Origin of the sequence: Undibacterium sp. WLX3042 (assembly GCF_049544825.1) — a bacterium.
Classification (GTDB): domain Bacteria; phylum Pseudomonadota; class Gammaproteobacteria; order Burkholderiales; family Burkholderiaceae_D; genus Undibacterium.
Genome location: NZ_CP186698.1, coordinates 226,265 through 249,444 on the forward strand (window position 1 = coordinate 226,265; position 23,180 = coordinate 249,444).

General features: G+C 49.6%; 19 protein-coding genes. 9 read left to right on the top strand and 10 right to left on the bottom strand.

Translation table 11 applies throughout. The annotated features are described in order from the left end of the window. Positions 1–237 precede the first annotated feature (237 nt). The 5 genes from ACPAOP_RS01035 to ACPAOP_RS01055 all read left to right on the top strand — a co-directional run bounded on the left by ACPAOP_RS01035 (position 238) and on the right by ACPAOP_RS01055 (position 7,997). A complete protein-coding gene (locus tag ACPAOP_RS01035) occupies positions 238–972 on the top strand; it encodes a ribonuclease T2 family protein (RefSeq protein WP_423708978.1) in 735 nt (244 codons plus the stop codon). A gap of 139 nt (positions 973–1,111) precedes the next feature. Then, positions 1,112–2,044 (top strand): hypothetical protein, encoded by a 933-nt coding sequence (locus tag ACPAOP_RS01040; RefSeq protein ID WP_423708979.1) that lies wholly within the window; start codon positions 1,112–1,114, stop codon positions 2,042–2,044. Positions 2,045–2,238: 194 nt separating this feature from the next. Continuing rightward, positions 2,239–3,525 carry an exonuclease SbcCD subunit D C-terminal domain-containing protein gene (locus tag ACPAOP_RS01045; protein ID WP_423708980.1) on the top strand — a complete coding sequence of 429 codons (1,287 nt, stop codon included), beginning with the start codon at positions 2,239–2,241 and terminating at the stop codon, positions 3,523–3,525. Beyond that, positions 3,522–7,526: an AAA family ATPase gene (locus tag ACPAOP_RS01050; RefSeq protein WP_423708981.1), complete on the top strand. Its 4,005-nt coding sequence runs from the start codon at positions 3,522–3,524 to the stop codon at positions 7,524–7,526. Before ACPAOP_RS01045 ends, ACPAOP_RS01050 begins: the two co-directional genes overlap by 4 nt. Before the next feature lie 141 nt (positions 7,527–7,667). After that, positions 7,668–7,997, top strand: a complete 330-nt coding sequence (locus ACPAOP_RS01055; protein WP_423708982.1) for a DUF2322 family protein — start codon at positions 7,668–7,670, stop codon at positions 7,995–7,997. Between the two features lie 204 nt (positions 7,998–8,201). Here the strand turns inward: ACPAOP_RS01055 and ACPAOP_RS01060 are convergent, their stop codons facing one another. From ACPAOP_RS01060 to ACPAOP_RS01075, 4 genes are all read right to left on the bottom strand, one after another. Continuing rightward, positions 8,202–8,543 carry a phage tail protein gene (locus ACPAOP_RS01060; protein WP_423708984.1) on the bottom strand — a complete coding sequence of 114 codons (342 nt, stop codon included), beginning with the start codon at positions 8,541–8,543 and terminating at the stop codon, positions 8,202–8,204. 75 nt (positions 8,544–8,618) lie between these two features. Continuing rightward, complete coding sequence (locus ACPAOP_RS01065; RefSeq protein WP_423708985.1) at positions 8,619–10,817, bottom strand: PGDYG domain-containing protein; 2,199 nt, start codon at positions 10,815–10,817, stop codon at positions 8,619–8,621. A gap of 21 nt (positions 10,818–10,838) precedes the next feature. After that, positions 10,839–12,314 (bottom strand): toll/interleukin-1 receptor domain-containing protein, encoded by a 1,476-nt coding sequence (locus tag ACPAOP_RS01070; protein WP_423709962.1) that lies wholly within the window; start codon positions 12,312–12,314, stop codon positions 10,839–10,841. 109 nt (positions 12,315–12,423) lie between these two features. Next, positions 12,424–13,656, bottom strand: a complete 1,233-nt coding sequence (locus tag ACPAOP_RS01075) for a hypothetical protein (protein WP_423708987.1) — start codon at positions 13,654–13,656, stop codon at positions 12,424–12,426. Between the two features lie 296 nt (positions 13,657–13,952). Between ACPAOP_RS01075 and ACPAOP_RS01080 the strand changes: the two genes are divergently transcribed. Beyond that, positions 13,953–14,264 carry a single-stranded DNA-binding protein gene (locus tag ACPAOP_RS01080; protein WP_423680762.1) on the top strand — a complete coding sequence of 104 codons (312 nt, stop codon included), beginning with the start codon at positions 13,953–13,955 and terminating at the stop codon, positions 14,262–14,264. 228 nt (positions 14,265–14,492) lie between these two features. Next, positions 14,493–15,200, top strand: coding sequence for a substrate-binding periplasmic protein (locus ACPAOP_RS01085; RefSeq protein ID WP_423708989.1), 708 nt, complete (start codon positions 14,493–14,495; stop codon positions 15,198–15,200). Positions 15,201–15,258: 58 nt separating this feature from the next. Here ACPAOP_RS01085 and ACPAOP_RS01090 read toward each other — a convergent pair whose 3' ends face one another. Beyond that, a complete protein-coding gene (locus ACPAOP_RS01090) occupies positions 15,259–15,399 on the bottom strand; it encodes a DUF3149 domain-containing protein (protein ID WP_423680759.1) in 141 nt (46 codons plus the stop codon). A gap of 325 nt (positions 15,400–15,724) precedes the next feature. Between ACPAOP_RS01090 and ACPAOP_RS01095 the strand changes: the two genes are divergently transcribed. Both ACPAOP_RS01095 and ACPAOP_RS01100 read left to right on the top strand, forming a co-directional pair. Continuing rightward, a complete protein-coding gene (locus ACPAOP_RS01095) occupies positions 15,725–16,876 on the top strand; it encodes a GNAT family N-acetyltransferase (protein WP_423708990.1) in 1,152 nt (383 codons plus the stop codon). Positions 16,877–17,031: 155 nt separating this feature from the next. Beyond that, entirely contained in the window at positions 17,032–17,847 is an 816-nt protein-coding gene (locus ACPAOP_RS01100) for a substrate-binding periplasmic protein (RefSeq protein WP_423708991.1), read from the top strand. Positions 17,848–17,850: 3 nt separating this feature from the next. On the opposite strand, the gene pssA is transcribed toward ACPAOP_RS01100, so the two are convergent. From pssA to ACPAOP_RS01125, 5 genes are all read right to left on the bottom strand, one after another. After that, complete coding sequence (gene pssA, locus ACPAOP_RS01105) at positions 17,851–19,221, bottom strand: CDP-diacylglycerol--serine O-phosphatidyltransferase (protein ID WP_423708992.1); 1,371 nt, start codon at positions 19,219–19,221, stop codon at positions 17,851–17,853. 63 nt (positions 19,222–19,284) lie between these two features. Beyond that, positions 19,285–19,911, bottom strand: coding sequence for a methyltransferase (locus ACPAOP_RS01110; protein ID WP_423680755.1), 627 nt, complete (start codon positions 19,909–19,911; stop codon positions 19,285–19,287). Positions 19,912–19,914: 3 nt separating this feature from the next. Continuing rightward, entirely contained in the window at positions 19,915–21,480 is a 1,566-nt protein-coding gene (gene ubiB / locus ACPAOP_RS01115; protein ID WP_423680754.1) for a ubiquinone biosynthesis regulatory protein kinase UbiB, read from the bottom strand. Continuing rightward, entirely contained in the window at positions 21,477–22,049 is a 573-nt protein-coding gene (locus ACPAOP_RS01120) for a ubiquinone biosynthesis accessory factor UbiJ (protein ID WP_423708993.1), read from the bottom strand. Before ACPAOP_RS01120 ends, ubiB begins: the two co-directional genes overlap by 4 nt. Positions 22,050–22,248: 199 nt before the next feature. Further along, positions 22,249–23,166, bottom strand: coding sequence for a Tim44 domain-containing protein (locus tag ACPAOP_RS01125; RefSeq protein ID WP_423708995.1), 918 nt, complete (start codon positions 23,164–23,166; stop codon positions 22,249–22,251). Positions 23,167–23,180: the final 14 nt, after the last annotated feature.

The window sequence follows — 23,180 nt, forward strand, 5'->3', positions numbered from 1 at the left end:
ACTACGTTCAGCGAGCGACCAGTCTAGACAGTAGCAACTGCTTTATCAAATTTACAGTTGTCATATTTAATTTACAAATTTGTCATATTCTCGTCATATCCTGACGGTAACTTTTCGCTGTTGCCGCACTGGCAACAAACTCGGCGCGTTCACGTCTCAGCGATGCGCCCTCACCTCACTGATACGTCAGTGTATTTCGCTTTAAAAACAAATAAACATTAACCTCAGGGAAATTATATGTTGTCAAAATTAATCAAGGCGTCAGTCGCTTTATGTGTTTCCATGCTGGTCAGCGTTGCAGCTCAGGCGCAATCGTATGACTTCGTTTTACTTGCCGCGTCATGGCAGCCAGGTTTTTGCGTGACTCACAGCAGCAAACCAGAATGTCAGAATCTGAAAGGTACATACGCTGCTACGCATTTATCTTTGCATGGTCTGTGGCCAAATGCTTACGATGGCAACCATCCGCAATATTGCAATGTCCCACAAAGAGATATCGATCTGGATGCCAGCAGCGCATGGTGCAGCATGGATTCCTACGGTGTCAGCAGCTCTACCTTGTCGGTGCTGAGCACTTATATGCCGGGCGTACAATCCTGCCTCGATAAACATGAATGGTACAAACACGGTAGCTGCAGCACTAAAACAGCAGATAACTACTGGGGCGACGCGAGCAGCCTGAGCAATCGTCTGGGCCAAACCGCACTGAACACACTGATCGCGAACAACGTTGGTAAAACTTTGTCGCGCTCACAATTGCTGGCAGCAGCAAATACATCGTTCGGCAGCCGCGGTTCATCCGCAGTGTCACTGAAATGTACAAAAACCAATGGCGTCAGCTATCTGACTGAAGTCTGGGTCAATCTGAATAAAAACAATCTGAGCCAGTTCCCTGCATCGACATCGCTGGTCACTGATGCAAACGTCGCGGGTACATGCCCAAGCACGAATATTTTCATCGCCAAGCCATAATACCGGCGGGACCGTATTGCTGACGGTATTTAAAATTACCGGCTGCAATACAGATGTAGTTCGAAGCGGTTATCCGTCTTGATTACGGATAACCGCTACACATCAGTCATAACATCAATACGTTGCCGGTTATCATTTCATGTCTCATAAACAATTGCTGGCATTCTCTTTATTCCTCTCCGGTCTCGTGCTGACGCTGGTGTTCGCCACGCAAACGCCTGACGACAACAATCCTGCGACGATCCGATTGGTCACGTCCGGCAGTTCAATAACACCGTTTGGCAACAGCAACAGTCTGAACGAGATCCGCTCAGCGGAACCGCTGACAGCGGCCACAGGCTATACCGATCCGCTTGAGCTGAGCAAGGATTTACGCGCGACTTTCGAAAAAAACAAAGACGCACAAGATGCAGCACGCCAGCAACTGGCTTATCGCGCCTGGCGTACCTGCATGCCGAATTTCGCAGGCCCCGCTGCCGATCACCTGCGACGACAGATGCAAACGCTGGCGGATAACACTCCACAAAAAATCGCCTACCGGCAACTGACAGAACGTTGCAAAAATTTCGATCAGCTGTCTTCCGATGAAATACGCCAACAGCAACAGACACAGCAAACACGCTGGTCGGGCGGCGCGGTCAGAACAGCGGGAGAACAGGCAACACAATTACTGCAACAGGATCAGTACACTGCCGCCATACAGGCTGCCAATGCCGCGCTGAAAACGCGTAACCCGCAAGCGCTGGAATCCCTGCGTGGCTTTGTCGGAACCTACCTGCGCAGCAATAGCCTCGATGAAGAACAACAGGCAACACTCAGCATACGTGCACAAGCATTCACACTGGCAGCATGCCAGCTCGGTTATCCTTGCAGAGCTGACAGTCTGGCGGCTACCGAGCAATGCGTATACAGCGGCATCTGCGAAGGCAATCTGCGTGAACGATTGTTAGCAACGTTGCCGCATGATGCCAGCGGCGAACGACAACGCCGGCAACTATTCAGTGACACCGATCGGATATTGCAAGAGTTACAGAAGGCAAACCCGGATATACAGACGCTATTGAGACCCTGAGTCTATATGCGCGTCTCCAAGGATTTTATGTCTGCACGGCGCATAAAATATAGGGTACATATTTTCAGGACCACCAATATCTGGTCAGCCATTTTGCGCGCAGCTCTGGTAAAGTCGGTGCTATCTGTTTAACCGCAGGACGTTGATGTTCCCGCTGATGTGCCCCGAAAGCGGCACTCCGTAATCCGGACAAAATGACATCACGCCGCGACCGCATTCAAAGGCTTCCCTTGCGCTTCATCCATACTTCCGACTGGCATCTCGGCCAGACCTTGCATCAGTTTGACCGCAGTGTTGAACATCAGGCTTTTCTCGACTGGCTGAGCGATACGCTGGTCAGCGAGCAGATCGATGCCTTGCTGATCTGCGGTGATATTTTTGATACCGCCAATCCGTCTGCTGCCGCCCATAAGCAGTTTTACCGTTTTCTACAACAAAGCAAAAACCGCCTGCCACACTTACAGATCGTCATCATTGCGGGAAACCATGATTCGCCGGGTCGTCTCGAAGCACCGGCACCTTTGCTCGATGATCTCGATGTGACTGTCATTGGTTTCGTGCCGCGTCTGGCCGATGGCAGTATCGACATCGCATCGTTGCTGGTGCCGCTGAAAAATGCACACGGTGATATTGCCGCCTGGTGTATGGCCATTCCGTTTCTGCGTCCGGGTGATGTGCCGCGCATAGAACAGGCCAATGATCCTTACATGGAAGGTATTGCGCTGCTGTATCGTCAGGTCTTGCAACAAGCTATTGACATACGTGAGCCGCAGCAAGCCATCATCGCACTGGGTCATTGTCATATGGTGGGCGGTGAAATTTCTGAAGAATCCGAACGCCGCATTGTCATCGGTGGCACAGAGGCTTTGTCAGCAAATATATTCGACAGCAACGTCGCTTACGCGGCGCTCGGACATCTGCATCTGGCGCAAAAAATCGGCAAGCTGGAACACCTGCGTTATTGCGGCAGCCCATTGCCCTTGTCTTTCGCCGAAGTGGATTATCGCCATCAGGTATTACGCGTCGATCTGCAAGACAATCAGGTCAGCGCGATTACGCCGCTGTATGTGCCGCGTGCAGTGGCCTTATTGCGCGTGCCGGAAAAACCGGCACCGCTGGCGCAAGTACTGGTAGCACTGACCGCACTCGATATTCCGCACGATATTCCGGCCGAACGCATGCCGTTTCTGGAAGTGCGCGTGCGCCTGAATGCGCCTGAGCCAGGCTTGCGTACCGCGATAGAACAGGCCATCGAAGGCAAACCGGTACGTCTCGCTAAAATCGAAACCAGCTTTGCGCACAGGGATGTCAGTGCAACATCCGATGTTGCGCTAGCCGAGCTGGAACGCCTGCATCCGGATCAGATTTTTGATCGTCTGTATCAAAGCAAATTCGGTGATGAAAACCAAACCGGAACACCGCCGGAAATCAGCGCGGCCTTTGCCGAATTATTGCTGGCAACGCCGGAGGTACAGGCATGAAAATTCTGGCACTCCGGGGTAAAAATCTGGCCTCGCTGGCGGGTGAATTTGTCGTCGATTTTGAACAGGAACCCTTGCGTTCTGCTGGCTTATTCGCGATCAGCGGTGCGACTGGTGCAGGTAAGAGCACGCTGCTCGATGCGCTCTGCATGGCCTTGTATGAAAATACGCCGCGTCTGGTAAAAGCCGGTGGCAATAAAACCCTGCCGGATGGCAAAGAACTGATCTCGCAACAAGACACCGGTAACCTGCTGCGTCGTGGCACGGGTGAAGGTTATGCAGAGGTGGATTTCACCGGCAACGATGGCATCAATTACCGTGCGCGCTGGAGTGTGCGCCGTTCGCGCAACAAGGCGAATGGCAGCCTGCAACCAACCACGATGACGCTGCATCAATTGCCGGAAATGCTGGCGATCGGTGGGAAGAAAACCGAAGTCAAAGACGAAATCGTCAAACGTACAGGACTCAAATTTGAACAATTCACGCGCGCTGTTCTGCTCGCACAAAATGAGTTTTCCAGCTTCCTGAAAGCCGACGATAACGAGCGCGGCGAATTACTCGAAACCCTGACCGGCAGCGCTATTTATTCGGAATTGTCAAAGCGGGCATTTCAAAGAGCCAAAGAGGAACGCGAAGCACTTGAACGCTTCAAAAACCGCCTTGCTGACCAGCAGCCCTTAAGCGAAGAAGAACGCGCAGCACTGGAGCAAAGAACCGCGGCAGCACAGGCAATGCTGGAAAAAATAAATGACCGTAGCGCCAGACTCGAACTCCATCTGCGCTGGCATCAGGAAGCGGAGAAATTCGCACAAAGCAAGCAAGCCGCGCTATCCGATTTGCAGGAACGCGAACAAGAATATGCCATCAGCCTGCCGCGCCGGCGCCTGCTGCAACAACTTGATCAGGTGCAAAGCGCAAGACCTCTGTTTTCCGATCTCAACCGCCTGCAACGAGAGCTGATGCAGGACCAGACAAAAACAGAAGATGCCCGGCAGCAGTTACAGCAGGCACAACAGGTACAACAACAAACGCAGGCAGCGCTCGCGCTGGCACAGACGCAATTACAAAGTAAAGAACAGGAACAGGCTGCCGCAGCCGTCCTGCTCGATACGGCAAAAGCACTGGACGCCAGCCTGGACGTCATACGGCCTGCGCATCAGACTTTACAGCAAAATAAAACGCAGGCCGATCGCGTATGGACCGAGGCTGTCGCGGCAGCGGAGAGTAAGCGTAATGAACTGCATCAGTTACAGAAACGTCTGAGCAGCGCAGCGCAGTGGCTGCAACAACATGCTGCTCTGCGCGCACTGGCCGGGCATTGGGATAAATGGGACACTCTGTTATCTCAGGCCGCCGTCGCCCGCGCCGACCATGAACGCCATCAGGCCACCATCCTGACGCTGGACGCAAAGCAGGCGATGCAACAAGAGCAAATCACACAGCACGAAGCCAGCCTGCACGCTGCCGAACAGGCTTTGGCAGCAGCAGAGCAACAGCGTCAGCTCGCCACCCAAGCTTACACCTTGATGGATATCGCCACACTGCGCCGCGACAAACAGGCAGCAGAGAATCAGCGTGAACAACTCCGCAGCGGCCTGCAATTAGTGATGCAGTTGCAAGAAAGCGATAGACGTTTGCAGAATCTGCAAACACAAACCGAGCAGGCACGATTAGCGATTACGGCTGCTCAAACCGCAGGCGAGCAAGCAAACGCAACATTGCCGGTATTGAGCGCAGCTTTGCAACAGGCCGAACGTGCACTCAGAAGCGCAGAAGCAGCCTGTGCCGACAATGTAGAAAGTCTGCGTGCGCAATTACAGGACGAATCGCCCTGCCCTGTATGCGGCGCGACGGCGCATCCGTATGCGCAGGCCGACAGTAACCCGCAACTGCATGCGCTGCTCGCGCAACTGCAAGCGCAGGTGCATGATTGCCGTCAGCAAGAACAGTCAGCCCGCGAACAAATCAGTCACTATCAAACGCTGACAACACAACACCGTCAGCAGTTAATACAACTGGAACAGGAACTCAGCACGCTGCATGAGCAAAGGGAGAGCCTGCTGGCGCAATGGCAGCAACACGCGATGTTTGCAGTGACCGCGACAAAACATATAACGTTTCTGCAAACACACGAGGCACTCGAACAACAACAGCAAGAAGTTAATCTGCGATTTGCAGAAATACAAAAAAAAGAGTCCATTTATGATCAAGCCTTACAGGCAAAAGATGCCGCGCAAGCCGCATGGGATAAGGCGCAGCAGTTATATCTCGGTAGCAAGGATACCTACAGTGTGCTGCAGCATGCATTAGCGAATATTGCAGCCGAACGTGCAGGCTGTGCAGAACAGATCGTCCTTAGTCTTAGTCGTCTTGATGACTTACTGAGCGAACTCGATGCCGCGTTTGCCATTGCAGAAACAGACGACATTGACGACTGTCTGAACAGTAACAATAGCGGAGGTGACAGCGGCAGCCTAGCTCAGGAATCATGGCGTGATGACTGGTGTGCGTCACCTTCAGAGTTTCACCGCCAGTGCCGGCAAAATGTTCTGGTGTGGCAGCATCAGCAACAAATTCATCAGCAGGCAGAAGCCGGAATTGCAACGCTGACCATCAGTCTGGAAAATAGCCGGATTCAGGAGCAAAAAGCCTGCAATGATCAGCAAGCTGCCGCCCTCGCACTCAGTAACAGCGAACGCGCACTCAATGACAAACTGCGACAACGGCAGGCGTTGTTTGACGGTGAAACAGTCGCTGTCGTCAGTACGCGCTTCACCGAAGCGATACAAGCAGCAAAAGCGCAACTGGCGCAACAGTTGACGAATGCCAGCACCAGCGAGCAGCAACTGAGTCGTGCCACAGAAGCCCTGGCACAGCTTCAGGCGCGTCATCATCAGCACCAGCAGGAAGCAGACAATGCGCAAGTAAAACTGACTGCCTGGCTGGCAGACTATAACGCGCACACTGCTACTGCCGGGAATAATGGTCTCAGCGCAGATCACAGCGATCATGAGAACGATACGCGCGACGACACAATCAACGAGACTCAGCTTCATGCTCTGTTAGAACACAGTAATGAATGGATCAGTGCCGAACGCAGTGCACTGCAAACCATTTCCAACGCACGCCAGCATGCTGCCACAGTTTTGCAGGAACGCCGCCAGCAATACCTTGCCCATCAGTCACAACGCCTACCCGTCTTAGCGCTGCCAGATATTGAGGATCGTGAAGGTGAGGCCGACACCAGTAACGAAAGCAAAGGCAGTGCTCATCATCCCCAGGGTAATTTCATAACGCCGCAGGATGAAGAAAATGTCGAAGAGTACAACAGCGAAGCCATGCACATCGAGGACTTACAGCAACGTCTGCAAAGCCTGCATCAACACCGGCAGCAAGCACAACAACAACTGAGCCGGCATCAGCTGGAAACCGCTCAAGACGATGCCCGCAGACGGCAATCAGCCGACTTACTGCAGGAGATGCAACGACAGCAGCAACGCTATCGGATCTGGGGACAATTGAATGAACTGATAGGGTCGCAGGACGGTAAAAAATTCCGCAACTATGCGCAGCAATACACACTGGACGTACTGCTTGCCTATGCCAATCAGCACCTGAATCAACTCGCACGCCGCTATCGCTTGCAACGCATCAGCGATAGCCTGGGATTAATGGTCATTGATCAGGATATGGGCGATGAAAACCGCTCTGTGCATTCGCTGTCAGGCGGCGAATCCTTCCTCGTCTCACTCGCGCTGGCGCTTGGCCTCGCATCACTGTCCAGCAATCGTGTGAAAGTCGAATCGCTGTTCATCGACGAAGGCTTCGGCAGCCTCGACGCAGATACCCTCAGAGTGGCAATGGATGCCTTAGACAGCCTGCAAGCCCAGGGTCGCAAAGTCGGCGTGATCTCGCACGTACAGGAAATGACCGAACGCATCAACACGAAAATCATGGTACAGAGAACGGCGGGAGGACGGAGTGTGGTGGAGATTTTATAAATATCAGCATTTTTTACTGGTCAAAATCGGATCATATTCAACATGATCGCGAGATCATTTTAGAATGTTGCATGTCTCCAATTCCGCAAGATCATCGTTCAAACAACGCTTGCACAAGCTCATTTTTACAGAAAGATTCCTATGCAATTCAGTGAAATTTTAGCTACCTTACCTGCCATTGATCATATCGCCGCACTGGAACTGTTTGACGGTGATGTGCTCGTCGCACGCCTTGAAAACAAGCCCGGCACCGCAGGCAGTGTGCGCGTTTATCATGCATTGATGCAGGAGTTCGGTGAGATTAATGCGGCTGCAGCAACCAAAGGTTTACAGTTATATGCTGAGCACACCGCTGATGCCAAAGCATTCCAGGGGAAACATCCGAATATCGATCGTCTGCTGACGCTGATCAGTAATGCGGATGAACATACCGGTACGCAGTCTCTTACAGTTAAACTGATTCAGCAATAAGACAAGGGAAGTGGCTCTGTACGCTGCGGCTATTTCACACACGCTCCCCTAATGAACATGCGCCTCAACAGCCATTAATGACCGGTGAGGCGCATATTTATAGGGAGATTGATTTTATTTCTTTATTTCTTCAATTGGCTGGCTGCGTTTTTGATCGAAAGAAATACGCTGAGCAAATCAGCGCCGGTGATAATTCAACGAACATCAGACAAATCTGATCAACTGAGAAATCACCGCATTCGCTGGCCGCGTACCTGGGGCGCTAGCTTCAGGGCGATCGCTGATGACAGACAGGGTCGTCGTATCTAGGCGCGGGATTCTAAACTGCCCATCGCTACCGCCGTACCGATAGCCGATCACCGCAAACAAAAGTGGATACTGCGCTGCGTTCAGCATTCTGCCATCGCACAGCATCCATCCGGATGATTCAATCACGTTCTTTGTCACATCGCCGGCATAGGCCACAATACTGCCAACAGGTGCTTGAGAATAAACAACTCCGGTACCCCCGGAAAGATTGGGTATCGCTGCGCCAGATGTTTGCATACTGTTCTCTTTCATTGCATGTATAAACGAAGGCAGCGTTGAGATAATGCCTCGTAAAATAAGCATAGCTGAATATCAGCCTCCCGTCGCAGCCTCTACCGGACGCTCATGATGCAGCGCATGCCAGTTTGCCTGATCAAGTATAAATACCCTGCCTATGCTGAGAATAGCTGCATACGTGATCTGATCTGTATTGACATCATTTTGCAGCGAGGCCTGCGCACGCAAAAAGACCTGCACATTTTTGAATGCCGCAACCATCGCTTTCGCTCTCCGGATTTCGCTTTCCAGGCCAAAATTATCGAGCACCTTTTTATTTGCGGCCCAGAAACTCAGCGACGCAAGCGTAATAATGATAAGGAAATGATGAGCCATACCATCTATACCTATGTGCAGAAACGCTTCAGAAAAAGTATTAATGGCAATCAGCATTACACACAGGATAAAACAAGACAAACCGATTCTGGCTCGGGAAGACAGATAATTCGCCGCCAGTTCACGACGCTTGAGCAGGATATTTTCATGGTAACGAAGCTGAGCTTCGATGAACTCTTCTTTTACCCTTTCAAGCGCATCCGGTGCCGTAGTCTTATTCTGATCAGATTCTTGCAGGTAGATTGCTCGCAACGCATTTTTGATCCAGTGATTATCTTCACTGTCGATAGTCGGTAAAGCATCGGCAACACTTTCGCGTAAACCGGAATAGTTCCAGTACTGTTGTACTCGCAGACACTCTGCGAGCAAACGATAATCCTGATGCTTGCGTTCGGATTCAGCACGCTTGGCGCTGCCATAGCGGAAAAATGCGATCAGCAACGCAGCCAGATAAATACTGAGAAATATTGTTCCGGCATAGTGTTCCCAGGTAGCAGAGGCGCACCCGGTAAATGCGAAAGGATCATTTTCTTTACAGCCACCTGAAAGTTCGGTGTAAGCAGCGAATGCAATCGCCGCTATCATGCCCAGACTGACCAGCGAACGGACACGCAGCAAGCATTCCTGGAAAAAAACCTGTAAGCGGGAATGACGCCAGCTATAAATTAATCCCCCGTTTTGCGCAATGCGCCTCGTCGTTGAATACACCAGCGTCTGCCAGGCATCCTGATATCGTGACGCCAGCGCATCGGCAATCGTATGCATACGTTCAGTTGTCGTATTGCCGGGAGTAATATTGCCAACTACTGACGATGGCTGTTGCTCGAACGCCTGTACTTCAGTATTAAATAAATTTAATTCCTGCAATTGATTGCTGAGAACCTTTAATTTCTTAAACCTGACTTTCTCTTCAACCGAGGTCAGAGTCAGGCCACGCCAGATTTCAGCCATGTCAGGTAAGGTCTGGCGCAATGCCTGCCATCGTGTCAGGCGTCTGGCCTTAACGCTGACACTCGCTTGACGCCCGAGCTGACTCAGTAAGTGCTGGAATTCCTGTTTGCCCAATACAGGTGCAGGTTGCGGCAACGCATGTAAATTCTGATTGCCTCCTGACTGCGCCGTCCCGCTAGCCACTGCTGCCCAATAAGGTAAGCCTTTGCTGTAATCATTCAGAATCGTTTGTACAGGATGCTGCTGTTGATTTGAGCGTAAAACCAGACTGCAATTCTTTAATAAAATCGCGGCCTGCTGCTCGTCGGCACTGCGTCCGGACTCCAATGAAATGCTGCTGTCGATTTTGCTGAGCTGCTGCTGTGTGAAATGGTATTGTTCCAGAATGCCAGACGTAGTCGCACGTAATATACGCAGTGGCGTGGCTGGCAGTAGCATACTGAGTGCCGTTAATTGTGTGAGTGTCTGCTGATCCAGTTCATCTGTAACCCCTATCACCAGAGGAACCGCATGTTGCTGTAATACGTAAGTCGCAGCGAAAATATCGTCAGCAATAATGCTCTGACTCTGATCTTCATACTGTACCAGCCAGCTTCCGGGTTTGCCTTGCAAAACACCGGCGCCACCAGCCAATGGCAATTTTAAATCGGTCTTTAAACGGATTGCCAACACGCGCACCGGCAGACTTTGATAGCGCCCAGATTCGCCTTTATTCGTTGGTGCCAGCGGCTGATATTTCTGGTGGAATTTTTCCGGACGTACAGGCCAGCGTTCGCCGCTGATTCCTGTCACGATCGCATCACCCGGAAAACACTGCACCGGACCTTCAAGGGTCTCTATGGTTTGTTCTTTGTCAGAAAATACGACATCAAAAGAGAGTATTTTTTTTTCATACGGCAAAGCACCGTAGTTCTGCTGCGCTTTTAAATCAATCATCATTTCAGACATCGGTCATTTATATATAAAAATTTATGCGTGACGCATCAATGGCGGCTGATGCTGATTCACCCAGAAAGCCAGATTCGTCAATAACGGTAAGCTGGCACGTGCACCGGCTTTAATTTCCATTTCCTGAATAATTTTTTCAAATCGCTGACGATAATAAGAGGCTTCATCTTCGTCGAGACGTGCTGTTGCATAGCGCAGCGGCATAAAAAAGGTTTCCCCCTCCCGTTCTTTCGGAAAGCATTCAAGAATTTCTCTGGCGGACATATCAATATCCACTGCATAAAATAATTCAGGCTTGCCACCACGCAGCAATTCCCGGCTGAGCCCCATGAAACATCGCTGGGTTACCGAATGTTTCCGAATACCGAGTTCTTCCGTCAGTTCACGGAATACATGGACATCCTGCATAACGCCTCTGGTATCGCGTCCGCTGAAACTGCGGCGGATATCATCCTCGGTCATGGCGCCGGAAAATCCCGGGCAAAGCTGATTAGGATTGGTCAGCACCTTTGAGCTGCGGCGTTGAAAAATCATGTGTCCATCATTAGAAAATACGAGCCCGCTGATACCGGTATGATTCGCCAGTTTGCTTTTAGAGAGCGCTTCCAGTTTTCCGTCCCGATGCACTTCGTCGCGCAAAGTGCCGCCGACCACGTCATCAAAATCCATCGCCATATTAGTTTTGACATACTCGAAATAGGATGTCGGCTGGAAAATAAATTTAATTTTTTCACCGCCAATGACATCTGCCAAACGGGCAGTTTCTGTGTCATAGAATGATTTCCCGCGATGGATGGCATCGGCTTTATATTCCTCGAATGCCTGCCGGGAACCTATTTTCGCTTTAAAAAACTCATTTTTTAATTCGACTTCCATCTGTTCTTCGTCACGACCATCATTCGCATTCAGCACGGTAACTACCGGAATCCGGTAACTGTCGCCCGCTTCATTTTTCACCGCCAGTATCTGCGGCTGATCCGGATAACGTTCCAGCATATCTATTAACGGGTCAAGAAAACGACGCAGACCTGATGCAGGTTTATCTTCGCGCAACGGCTGTATATGCGACAGGACACTGCAAATCTGCGTCAGAATTTTTTCAAAATCTTCGCTCTTGGGTGACGCCAATGTCAGTGCGTTATATTTACTCAGCAGGCAAATTTCTTCCGGTAAAACCTGCGGATCGGGCATAGCAGCACCGCTGATCAATAGCGGCACAATAGTTTTACCCAACGCGATTGCCGTTTTTATTTCCCAGACGACCTGATCTTCAGTCTCGATACGTTTCTGTATTTCTTCCATCCACGCAGGGCCGATCACAACGACAATCAGACTGGCGGCGCTAATCGCAGTTTGCAGACGTAATTTCCAATCGGCGGCGACATCAATGTTTTCCACGTCGAGAAAGACTTCATCTTGTCCCAGCTTTTTATCTAAAGCTTCGTGCAAGCGTGCAGAAAATTGTTCACTGTCTTTCCTGCGATACGAAATAAACACGGCACTCAAAAAAAATCTCCTTCAAACCTCATATGCATACTGACTGACAATCCACATCAGTCAGTACGCACCAGTTTTAATATACTGTCGTTAATAATCTTCGCGCGACTCAACTTAGCATCATCATTGACGCACTTTTCGGATGACGCAAAAGATCGGTCAATACCTGCCAGCGCGCATCCTGATCCTTTATTCCTGCATGTCTTTCTATGTAAGCCTGCACCACATCCTGACCAAGATTGTAGTTGATGACATATGACCGTAAATGCTCAATAAAGCGCAGTCTCTGTTCGGAACGTGCGGCATCCGACAGACTGTATTTCATCAGCATCAAGAGCGCAGTATCCCTGTCAATCAGGCTATCCAGGTATTGTCGCGCCACCATATTTCCGGCGTAAGACAGTTTTTGTAATACGGCCTGTATCTGATAGTAACGTTCGGCTTTAGCCGGATCAATACCAGCCAGCGGGAACAACACTTCTTTTTCAAACTGCATTCGTTCCGCGTGAGGAAACGCGACCTCAATACCATAATTGGCACTGCCTTCAGCCAGCAACGACATCGGTGAATACAATGGATATATCGCATACTCGATCCAGCCTTTTTCTCTGACCAACTCGTTTTCTGTCAGGACGTTGAAGACATGATGCCCCGGGTAAGCTTCATGACTGGCAAGATCAATCGCGCGGCTGATGAACATCGGGAAATCAGTATTGACTTCGATCAGGCTGTGGCTGTCGCCCTTGTACCAGTTGTAAGCGCTCCAGACTTTGTCCTTCACATAAGCGACCTGAAAACTCTCGTTCTCAGGTAAGTGAATGTAACGTCGGGTGCGCGCAGGCGCTTCGTTGATCGCGGCAGTAAAAACGGCATCGAGTTTATCGCAAGGAATTTCGAATTGTTTGTGGTACGCAGACAATCTGGCATTCAGATCTTCACCCTGAATTTCTGCGGGTAACAATGTCGCCAGTTCTACCAGAGTAATGTCAAGATCTGCCGTGGTCAGCGGAGGAGATACCGCATCGTATAAGGCCAGTGATTCCGTATCGAATGATGATTTGCCACCATTGAGTTGAGTGATAAAAGCGTTCACTGCCCGTAACTGCTTCATTAAAAATTGCTGTCGCTCATGCTGATCTTGCGGCGGTGCAGGCAAACTTTCCGCCCGCCGCAATATGGCGCCTGCTTGCGCCGATAAATCAGGCAAAGGAACCACCGGTGCTTGCTGCGCTTCGGTTTGCCATGATGGAGGGCCGATATACGCGTCCACATAGCTGCTGTCATGCCGGCCGACAGCAAGAACGAGTCTGACGTATTCTTCTGCAATCTGATTGAGAGTCATGATATTCGGAGTGAAGGATAGAAACAGCGCTGACGCTAAATCGGATTAACGCCCTTGTGTAGCTCGCAGTATAAGCAGAATGGGAATATATGTATGTTTTAGCGAAAACGATGCTTGCTTGATTCCCGCGTCCGGCGTCAAATCCGTTTCGCACACTTAGCGTCTGACGTAGAATTGATCGTACGAGACATCGCGGCAACGGTGGCGTAAGCACAACAGCGACAGTATCTGTAAAGCAAATACGAAACAAGCTAAAACCTCCGCGATATCACACCTGCATAAAGGAGAAAAACACTATGATAGATGGATTAATCGCTGGCCGTATGTATGGCAGCGCAGAAGAACGCAGCGGTCAGGCAGGTTCTGCTTATGTCACCTGTAAGGTACGCGCCACGACAGATGATGGCGATACGATCATCTGTAATGTGATTGCCTTTAATGATAATGTACGTCAGGCCTTGCTTGCGCTGAACGATGGCGACAGTGTCTCACTGTCGGGAGCATTGACGCCGAAAGTGTGGGTTGATAAACAAGGAAAGCCACGCCCAGCCATCGATCTGATTGCACATAAGATTCTGACCGTCTATCCGGAAAAAACGTCTGTCTGACATTAACAGCTCGACCTCACACCTATCAGTTAATTAAGTTTTCCTCCGCGGCTGTCCACCACACGCTGATCAATTACGCGTTCAAATTTCTTTCACATCTTCTTACAAAGTTGCATTTCAGATCTGAATCAGCCAACATTAAGCTGTGACGATGACATGATTGGCGTGATTTCTCTGATTATAAGCAGCGCAGTGATAAGGGCTGATATGAGGTTTTTCCGGATATGTATGTTACTGAGCGGTGCGTTGATGAGCTGGGAAGTGCAGGCTCTGGAACTCCTGTTTCATTTTTCCGCTTTGCCGCCCTACGTAAAAGAAGATCCTCGTCAGGGTTTGGTACCGGAAATCGTCACCCGGGCCTTTGCCACTCAGGGCATACAGTGCAGGTTTATCCGTTCAAATAATAAACGCATGGAAACGGAGGTGGAAGCCGGGACTGCGGATGCCGGCTTTGCCGGAATTCCCGTCAATAATCCGAAAATTTTTTTTTCAGACCCTGTTATAGACTTTGAGAATGTCGCAATCACTCTGAGCAGTAAAAATGTGCAGATTAATTCTTTGTCAGATTTGTCGGATAAAAAGATAGTCGCGTTCAGCAATGCACAGAGAGTCCTAGGTCCGCAATTTGCGCAGGCAATCAAAAATAATCCATCGTATTCGGAAGTCGGCGATCAGGCTTCCCAATTACCGATGCTTGATGCTGGCCGCGGAGATGTAATCTTACTGGACTTAAGGGCATTCCAGTATTTCGCCAGATTACTGCATGGTAAAACGGAAGCAAAAAGCCGTTATGCGGTACACCATTTATTCAAACCCACGCCCCGTCTGCTTGGCTTTCACAAGAGTGAATACCGCGATCAGTTCAATAAGGGTCTGAAAGCAATACAAAAAAATGGTGAATACGCCTCCATTCTTGATAATTACCGCAACGATTAAACAACCTTCAGGCAACCGGAGTAATCCGGTCACCCCAGCCATGAGTTAGCTGCACAGCTTATTTTTTTTGCTGTTCTTCTTCACGCATATGCGACAGGAAATAGCGAATGAAAAATATCCCCATACCAATAATAAACATAACGACAGCAATGCTCATCAGGCCGTAGTCAGTAGAAAACAAATCGATTAACAGTTTCATTTCCATTCTCCTTTAAGGTAATTTGTGCAAGAAGTATGGAGTGCTTACTATCGTCAGCTTTTGATTTGTATCAAGGTAGGACGATGACAAATGCCGGTCGCGGTTTTATCCGAAAGTGATGGGGGCAGGTCTGCAGCCAAACGCGATAAGCAATTGAAAGAAATTGTTTAACGGCATCGTTGTCGCAGTATGATCTCTTGCAAAAAAATAACTTTTATGGGATAAGTGGTCTGTTTCAATTTGTTACACAGTCTTTAAAAATACGGACGGATAAAGTCACATTAATACATCGCCTTATTGCCTGCGTGCGCCACTGTTATTTTCAATGCATAAACTCAACAAAATCATCATCACTAAAGAAGAAGATTTCGAAGCACTTGCGACCGCGTGGCGTGCTTTAGAAACGAAAGTAAGCTATCTGCTGCCGTTTCAGACTTACGACTGGAACCGTTCATGGTGGAAAGTATTCGCTCACGAATCATTTTTTCATAAAAATGAACTCGCCATCTGTACCGTATATGACGAGGATCAGCTAGTTGCAGTAATGCCGCTGATGAACACCCATGTAGGGCTGCATTACTTTTTCCTGTACCGCTACGTTCGTCCATTTGGAGGCGATCCTAATCTGACAGAGTTACGTGTGCCGCTCAGCTTGCCGGAATATGCAGAACAGGTTCTGCAACTATGGGAAGAGTTAACTCGTTGTGAAACCTTTGGTCTCACAGAGTTTCAGATCATAGGAGCCAAAGCGCCCGCAGATCACTTTATCCAGAATAACGAGGAGCTCTTTCCTCTGACTGATCGCACCATCCCCAATTTCGTATTGTCTCTGGGTAAGGATTGGGACAGCTTTAAATCCGGACTGAAACGCAACATCAAAGAGTCTCTGCGCCGCTGTTATAACGCTCCCAAACGAGACGGTCTGGAAATTAATTTCCGCGTCGCGCAGGGATGTATCAGCATCCGCCAACTGTTGCCGGTGTTTTATACCCTGCATGGTGCGCGGGCATCGGCAAAAGATACGATAGAACATCCGGATTATTTTTCCCATCCACGACACAAAGCCCTGCTGGAAAGCCTGCTGGAAAGCCCGTTTGCAGACCGTATCTGTCTGTTCTGTCTGGAATTGAATGGAAAAATAGTCGCGATGCGCCTTGCATTCAATATGGGTGATGAACTGTATTTGTATTATTCAGGTTACGATCTGGATTACGCACAATACAGTGTCATGACAACATTAGTTGCAGAAGCAATACAATGGGCGATCGGACAAAAAATTGATCGTGTTAACCTTTCAATCGGCGAGGATGTATCCAAAACCCGCTGGGGTCCCGCCGTGATTAACTATGTTGAATATCAGTGCGTAAAAAATAAGGCATGGCGCCGGTTGATCGGACATCAGATTTTCCGTATGCGAAAAATCAGAAATCAACGGAGCGCTGCGCTGAATCCGGCCTGCGAAACAAAGACAGGCTGATACCTGTGTTAGAAATGTGTCATTGTATTCGGCGGTCTCATTCACGGTAACTCCAGATATCCTCTGGCTCTGATCGTGTAAACAGTTTAAATTGGTAACATGTATATAAAAAATGTCGTGGTTCACTGCTGTTTGCCAACAATTTCCGGCTGATGATGATTCTGTCCCGCATTTACCGCTGTCCACAGATCACTGCTCGCTATCGCTCACTGGTAGCGGTATGTCTGTTATTTTTCTGCTCTTTGTCTGGCGCACAGGAATTACAGATACTGACAGAAAACTGGCCCCCGGTTACTTTCGGTATTGACACAAAAGCAGACGGCATGGCGGTAGAGGTTGTCAGGGCAATACAGACAAAAATAGGAAACACTCAGCCGATTCAGGTATTGCCATTTGCGAGAGGATACAAAGCCTTACTCGAAGAGCCTAATGTTTTACTTTTCACGGTAGGACGTTCGGAAGAGCGCGAGAAACTCATGCATCTGCTCGGGCCGGTTGCGATCTCCGACATTACACTCTATACCCGCAAAGGGAACGCAGCCAATCTGCAACGACAAGGCGATGCGATCCGCAAATTGAAAGTCGGCACCTACCGCTCCAGTATTTTTGCAGATACAGCACGTAAAAAAGGCTTCTTTAATCTCGAACTGGCAGTATCACCACTCGTTATCGCAAACATGTTAATGGGTAAACGCTTTGATTTATGGGTGGAAGGCAGTGTTGTTGTTCCCGCTATCCTGAAAGACGTGGGCTACTCGTTTGAGGATGTCGAGCCGGTCATGGTGCTTGATACTCTGGAGTTGTATCTGGCGTTTTCTGCAAAAACACCGGCCTCAACTGTCAATCTATGGGAAGAGGGACTACGCTCAATTAAGAAAGATGGCAGCTTCGCCAGAATCTACCGTAAATGGCTGCCGAATGAGGTGCCACCTATGCAAGTCATTCATACCACGCCGACTGCTCAGCCCTGATACTCACAACACCCGGTAAGCGAGGCGGTCCAGCCTGATCGTACTCAGCCGCGTTAATAATTTCCGGACCGGTGCAGGATAATCCTTGACCTTATCGAGCAAACGATAATCGCTGATCAGCGTCGTATGCTCAATAATTTTAGCCAGCTCCGTGTTTCTTTGTTCCAGTAGTTCCTGTCGCGGATCATGGATTAAAAGCGCATTTTCCAGATCAAGCCGGAATGCTCTCGGATTCAGATTATTTCCGGTCATCAGCGCATAACACTGATCAACCCACAGTCCTTTGAGGTGATAAGTGTTATCCCCATCTTTCCACAACCGCAGCCGAAGCTGATCTTTCTGAATATCGGACTGATGCGCTTTGGCGAAACGCCTCAGATTGACCTCATACAGATAAGGAAGAGCCGAAATCACTTTAAAAGGCTGTTCGGGCGGAATAAAAAAATCATTTGCCACTTTATCGCCAACGATAATCTCCACCTTCACCCCACGTTTAAGCGCACGATTCACTTCTCTGGTCACGGCTCGCGGAAAATTGAAATAGGGTGTACAAATGATGATCTGTGTCTTACTTTCCGCGAGCAGCTGGCATATCACCTTGTTCAACGGATTATCTTTACCGATGCCAACTAATGGCGTCACCCTCAGAGCAGGAAGTATTCCGGTGCGCTGCTCCACGAATTTTTCCTCAAACTGATAACGCGCACTTTTCAAGTGCTCGCGAAAGCGGCGAATATCGTTGCGAATAGCGCGCGTTGCAGGAATCTCCGGTTTATCGAGACGATGTACAGCTGAGGCCAGCAGCAAATGCTGGCGTATAAAATCGACCATCGTGGTCGCTAATACAGAATTGTGAAGCAGCAAATAACGATCATGCCGGTATTTATCCTGCTTATGCAGATACACATTATTAATACTGGCACCGCTATAAATCACCACGTCATCAATAACAAAACCTTTGAGATGCAATACGCCGAACAACTCACTGGTCTGTACTGGAATACCATACACCGGTACGACGACCTCATGGGTAAGGTTGAGTTTCTGGTACCACGCGGCATTCCCGTTTGGTTTTTCCGCTTCTCTACGCTCACCGATCAGGCCTCGTTGCGCCCGGTGCCAGTCCACCAATACTGTAATGTCCAGCGAAGGGCGAGCGGCTTTGGCAGCATACAACGCTTCCATGATCTCGGCGCCGGCTTCATCGTTCTGCACATATAAACTACACAGATAAATTCTGTGTTTTGCAGCAGCGATCTGCTTCAGTAATTCCTCCCTGTATTCGATCGCACTTAACAAGGTTTTTACCGCATCCGTCTGCAACGGAATTGCGGGTAACTGATCAGGGCTCAAACGGGAATTCAGATAGCGCATAAATGGATATCGCAAATAAAACGGATGCGGATAGTCACACCGAAGACCATCGGTAATACAGCATTACCGGCCATTCGTGGCCTGATCGCGCTGCCAGACTTGCCAACGTTCCCGACCTTCGAATACGGCAATCGAATCGTTCACTGCCCGATCCGTCAGTAACGTGAAATGAGGTGACATTAATTCTTGCCAGGCATGATCTGATATGGAAAACGGCGGACCTTTCTTACTCGCATCAGCACTGTCATCAAAGAAAAAATAACCCGCCAGCAAAGCACCGGGAGACAGGAGTTCGATCCAGCGCCGCACAATATCCTGACGCCGCACAGGCGGCAGAGCACAGAAAAATGCACGTTCGTAAATCAGATCAAGCGCCGCAGCAGGCTGATATTCAAAGAAATCCGCTTCCGTCACATGGCGGCCCCACTCGCCTATCGCATTCTGTGCGCTCTTTACCGCAGCCGGAGAGAAATCAATTGCGGTCACATCCCAACCGGCCTGTGCCAGAAAAGCGGCTTCATAGCCGTTGCCGCAGCCCGGTATCAGCGTTCTCATTTTGCAACCGGCAGTCGCCACAAAATCACGCAAATCCTGAGGAACATCACCCTTGTCCCAAGGTGTGAAATTTTTGCTGAAACGTTCATCCCAAAAACACGGACTATTCGGGTCCCTGCTGATAAAATCCGCCATAACTCAGCCGAAAAAATAAAAATGCAGCAACAGCTGTGCTGCGATAACACCGGCAAACAGGCCGCCACCAAAGTAGATAATAACTCTCAACAAAGTATTGGTACTGCGCTGCTCAGACAATAATGCGGCAAGCATTTCATCACTATGACTTTGCTCGCCAGCCCGGCTCAGAGCCTGATGTGCAAGCCGTGGCAATTGCGGGAAAATGTGACTGTAACGTGGTGCTTCTGCTTTCAATTTGTCAATCAAGCCGCGCCAGCCTACCTGCTCATTCATCCAGCGTTCGAGATAGGGCTTTGCGGTTTTCCATAAATCGAGCTCAGGATCGAGCTGACGCCCCAGACCTTCAATATTGAGCAAAGTTTTTTGCAATAACACCAGTTGAGGCTGAACCTCGACGTTAAAACGGCGTGAGGTCTGAAACAGACGCAACAACACCTGACCAAAGGAAATATCTTTCAGCGGTCTATCGAAAATCGGCTCACAACAGGCGCGTACGGCAGCTTCCAGCTCATCCACGCGCGTCTCCTTCGGCGCCCAGCCTGACTCAATGTGCGCTTCAGCCACACGCTTATAGTCACGCCGGAAAAATGCCAGAAAATTTTGTGACAAATAGTCTTTGTCAAAGTCATTCAAGGTACCGACAATACCGAAATCAAGCGCAATGTAGCGTCCGAAAGTGGCGGGATCGGTCGAAACCAGAATATTTCCCGGATGCATATCCGCATGAAAAAAACCGTCACGGAAAATCTGTGTAAAGAAAATCGTGACACCGTCACGTGATAATTTTGCCAGATCGACACCCGCCGCCTGCAATTTATCGATTTGCGAAATCGGTATGCCTTTCATGCGTTCCATGACGATGACAGACGGAGAACAGTAATCCCAGTACATTTCCGGCACCAGCAATAAATCAGAATTCAGGAAATTCCGTCGTAACTGGCTGCCGTTCGCGGCTTCCCGCATCAGATCGAGTTCGTCGTGCAGATATTTGTCAAACTCACCGACCACTTCTTTTGCCTTGAGACGCTTGCCGTCTGCCCATAAAGCTTCCAGCCACCCTGCCGCAACCTGCATCAGCGCAACATCTTTATCGATCGTGTCCTTCATGCCCGGACGCAGCACTTTCACTGCAACTTCACGACCATCCTTGAGCGTGGCGAAATGCACCTGGGCGATTGATGCCGATGCGACCGGAACGCGATCAAAACTCGCAAACAGTTCATCCGGATGAGCACCTAAGGATTTGGTAATCTGCGCGACTGCCAGATCAGGATCAAACGACGGCACACGATCCTGTAACTTTGCCAGTTCATCCGCGATATCAGGTGGCATCAGATCTCGCCGCGTAGAAAGCACCTGGCCCAGCTTCACAAAAATCGGCCCCAGATCCTCCAATGCCTTGCGCAAGCGTTCTCCACGGGGCGCCGATAAATCGCGCCAGAACAGCAGCGTCTCTATCAGGCGTGCAGTACGCGGGACTTTAAGACCGGAAATAGCGATTTCATCAATTCCGTAACGCAGCGTTACACGAATAATTTTAATTAGGCGTAAAAACTTCAATATCATCTGCGCGTCCTTTCGAGTTTCTCGATGCGCTTGATGAGACGCTCGACATCATCACGGGTTTTATTCACTTCTGCAGCCAATCCCTGTACGGCAGCGGGCCGAACCAGCATTGGGTTTTCTTCGAGAAAATACTCCGCCAGATTTTCCTGCAATTTGTTATGCGTCTGCTGTACAGTCTTCAACGCAGATTTAGCACCATCAACCATACGGACAGCAGCAATATCACCAAAAATTTTACTTAAATCAGCTTCAGCTTCCCATTTTAATTCCTGACTTAAGTGAGAGATCGTATTTGCAAATTCGGCATCGCCTTCAATCTTGACGTAAGAAAATGCGCGTTCACGATTTTGCGCCATCAATGGCAAATCACTCAGTTTCACGCGAATTGTCACATCAGGTGACGTCTGGGTATCGGCAGATTCAAGGTATCCGTCAACTCCGACTCGCAAACGTAACTGGAATGTATGCAAATCAATACAGGCAATTTTGCCAGCATGTGGCAAAAGTTTATTTCTGGCCCATGTTTCCCGGGCCAGTAAATGATTAATGAAGGGAGCAGTTGAAATCATATCGTTGAGCAAAGACTGGCGCAGCTTTGTAGATTAATCAGGTGCTTACGAAAACACGATCTGAAAGATAAATCCGCGTCATTCTTAATAAAAAAACCGCCCGGCGAAATGGCGGGCGGTCTTTAGTTTAACAGCATATTTGGTCTGTTACGTTCGATCTGTATCAGGACTTATTAAATCAGATGAAATCCTGCTGACATCATAATTGCTGAATACCTGCGAGTACCCAACCACCCTGACCATTCATCGGTTTGGATAAGTTCCAGACCTCACTAAACGCTTCTGCCGGCGCATTCGCCGCTTCTTTGATCATACCGGTGAATTTTACGCTTGCCAGATGATCGCTGCCGACGTTTTCTATCCCCAGCAATTCAGCATCGATCGATACAACATCAGTCACATTTGCAGTTGCGCCGCGTTCCTGAATTTCCAGTTTCAGCTCTGCATACATTTCCGGTGTCGTGAACTCGCGCAAATCATTGATATCTGCCTTATCCCAGGCCGCTTGCAAACGTATGAAATACGTTTTCGCGTTACGCAGGAAAGCCGGCACATCAAAATCGGCAGGAATGCCCCAGTTAGCTGCTGGTGCGGCGGCAGAAGAGGCACCATTCGCCTGATAAGCCTGTGGCTCCAGACGCGAACCGATTTCTGGCGTCGCAGAGGAAGGTACGGCCGCATAAGCTGGCGGAGCAAATGCCGACGGTGTATTCGTATTCGCTTTGTTACCGCGGAACAAACGGATAACGAAGAAAATCGCAAACGCGATCAGCGCAAATGTCAGCAAAGACCCTAACATGCTGGCCATCGCGCCACCCAGTCCGAAATGCGACAAAGCTGCGCCTAATAACGCACCGCCGATCAGACCGCCCACAATGCCTTTCCATGGGCTCGCTGGTTTAGGTGGGATTGCTGGTGCAGGAGCTGCGGCCGGTGCCTGCGCTGGACGGGCCTGATTAGCGTTATTGGTATTCGATGGCGGCGTGGCCTGACGCGAGACATTGCTTGACTGGCGACCAATAGAACCACCACTGCCAAGACGTTTGGCGTCGGCATCATGCATCGTCATTGCGAATGTGCTGGCAACCATCACCATGGCGAGTAAAAATTTCTTCATTGATGTCACTCCTT

Coding starts and splice junctions, on each gene's coding strand:
- ACPAOP_RS01035 (WP_423708978.1), top strand. CDS start 238: ATGTTGTCAAAATTAATCAAGGCGTCAGTCGCTTTATGTGTTTCCATG.
- ACPAOP_RS01040 (WP_423708979.1), top strand. CDS start 1,112: ATGTCTCATAAACAATTGCTGGCATTCTCTTTATTCCTCTCCGGTCTC.
- ACPAOP_RS01045 (WP_423708980.1), top strand. CDS start 2,239: ATGACATCACGCCGCGACCGCATTCAAAGGCTTCCCTTGCGCTTCATC.
- ACPAOP_RS01050 (WP_423708981.1), top strand. CDS start 3,522: ATGAAAATTCTGGCACTCCGGGGTAAAAATCTGGCCTCGCTGGCGGGT.
- ACPAOP_RS01055 (WP_423708982.1), top strand. CDS start 7,668: ATGCAATTCAGTGAAATTTTAGCTACCTTACCTGCCATTGATCATATC.
- ACPAOP_RS01060 (WP_423708984.1), bottom strand. CDS start 8,543: ATGCAAACATCTGGCGCAGCGATACCCAATCTTTCCGGGGGTACCGGA.
- ACPAOP_RS01065 (WP_423708985.1), bottom strand. CDS start 10,817: ATGTCTGAAATGATGATTGATTTAAAAGCGCAGCAGAACTACGGTGCT.
- ACPAOP_RS01075 (WP_423708987.1), bottom strand. CDS start 13,656: ATGACTCTCAATCAGATTGCAGAAGAATACGTCAGACTCGTTCTTGCT.
- ACPAOP_RS01080 (WP_423680762.1), top strand. CDS start 13,953: ATGATAGATGGATTAATCGCTGGCCGTATGTATGGCAGCGCAGAAGAA.
- ACPAOP_RS01085 (WP_423708989.1), top strand. CDS start 14,493: ATGTTACTGAGCGGTGCGTTGATGAGCTGGGAAGTGCAGGCTCTGGAA.
- ACPAOP_RS01090 (WP_423680759.1), bottom strand. CDS start 15,399: ATGAAACTGTTAATCGATTTGTTTTCTACTGACTACGGCCTGATGAGC.
- ACPAOP_RS01095 (WP_423708990.1), top strand. CDS start 15,725: ATGCATAAACTCAACAAAATCATCATCACTAAAGAAGAAGATTTCGAA.
- ACPAOP_RS01100 (WP_423708991.1), top strand. CDS start 17,032: ATGATTCTGTCCCGCATTTACCGCTGTCCACAGATCACTGCTCGCTAT.
- pssA (WP_423708992.1), bottom strand. CDS start 19,221: ATGCGCTATCTGAATTCCCGTTTGAGCCCTGATCAGTTACCCGCAATT.
- ACPAOP_RS01110 (WP_423680755.1), bottom strand. CDS start 19,911: ATGGCGGATTTTATCAGCAGGGACCCGAATAGTCCGTGTTTTTGGGAT.
- ubiB (WP_423680754.1), bottom strand. CDS start 21,480: ATGATATTGAAGTTTTTACGCCTAATTAAAATTATTCGTGTAACGCTG.
- ACPAOP_RS01120 (WP_423708993.1), bottom strand. CDS start 22,049: ATGATTTCAACTGCTCCCTTCATTAATCATTTACTGGCCCGGGAAACA.
- ACPAOP_RS01125 (WP_423708995.1), bottom strand. CDS start 23,166: ATGAAGAAATTTTTACTCGCCATGGTGATGGTTGCCAGCACATTCGCA.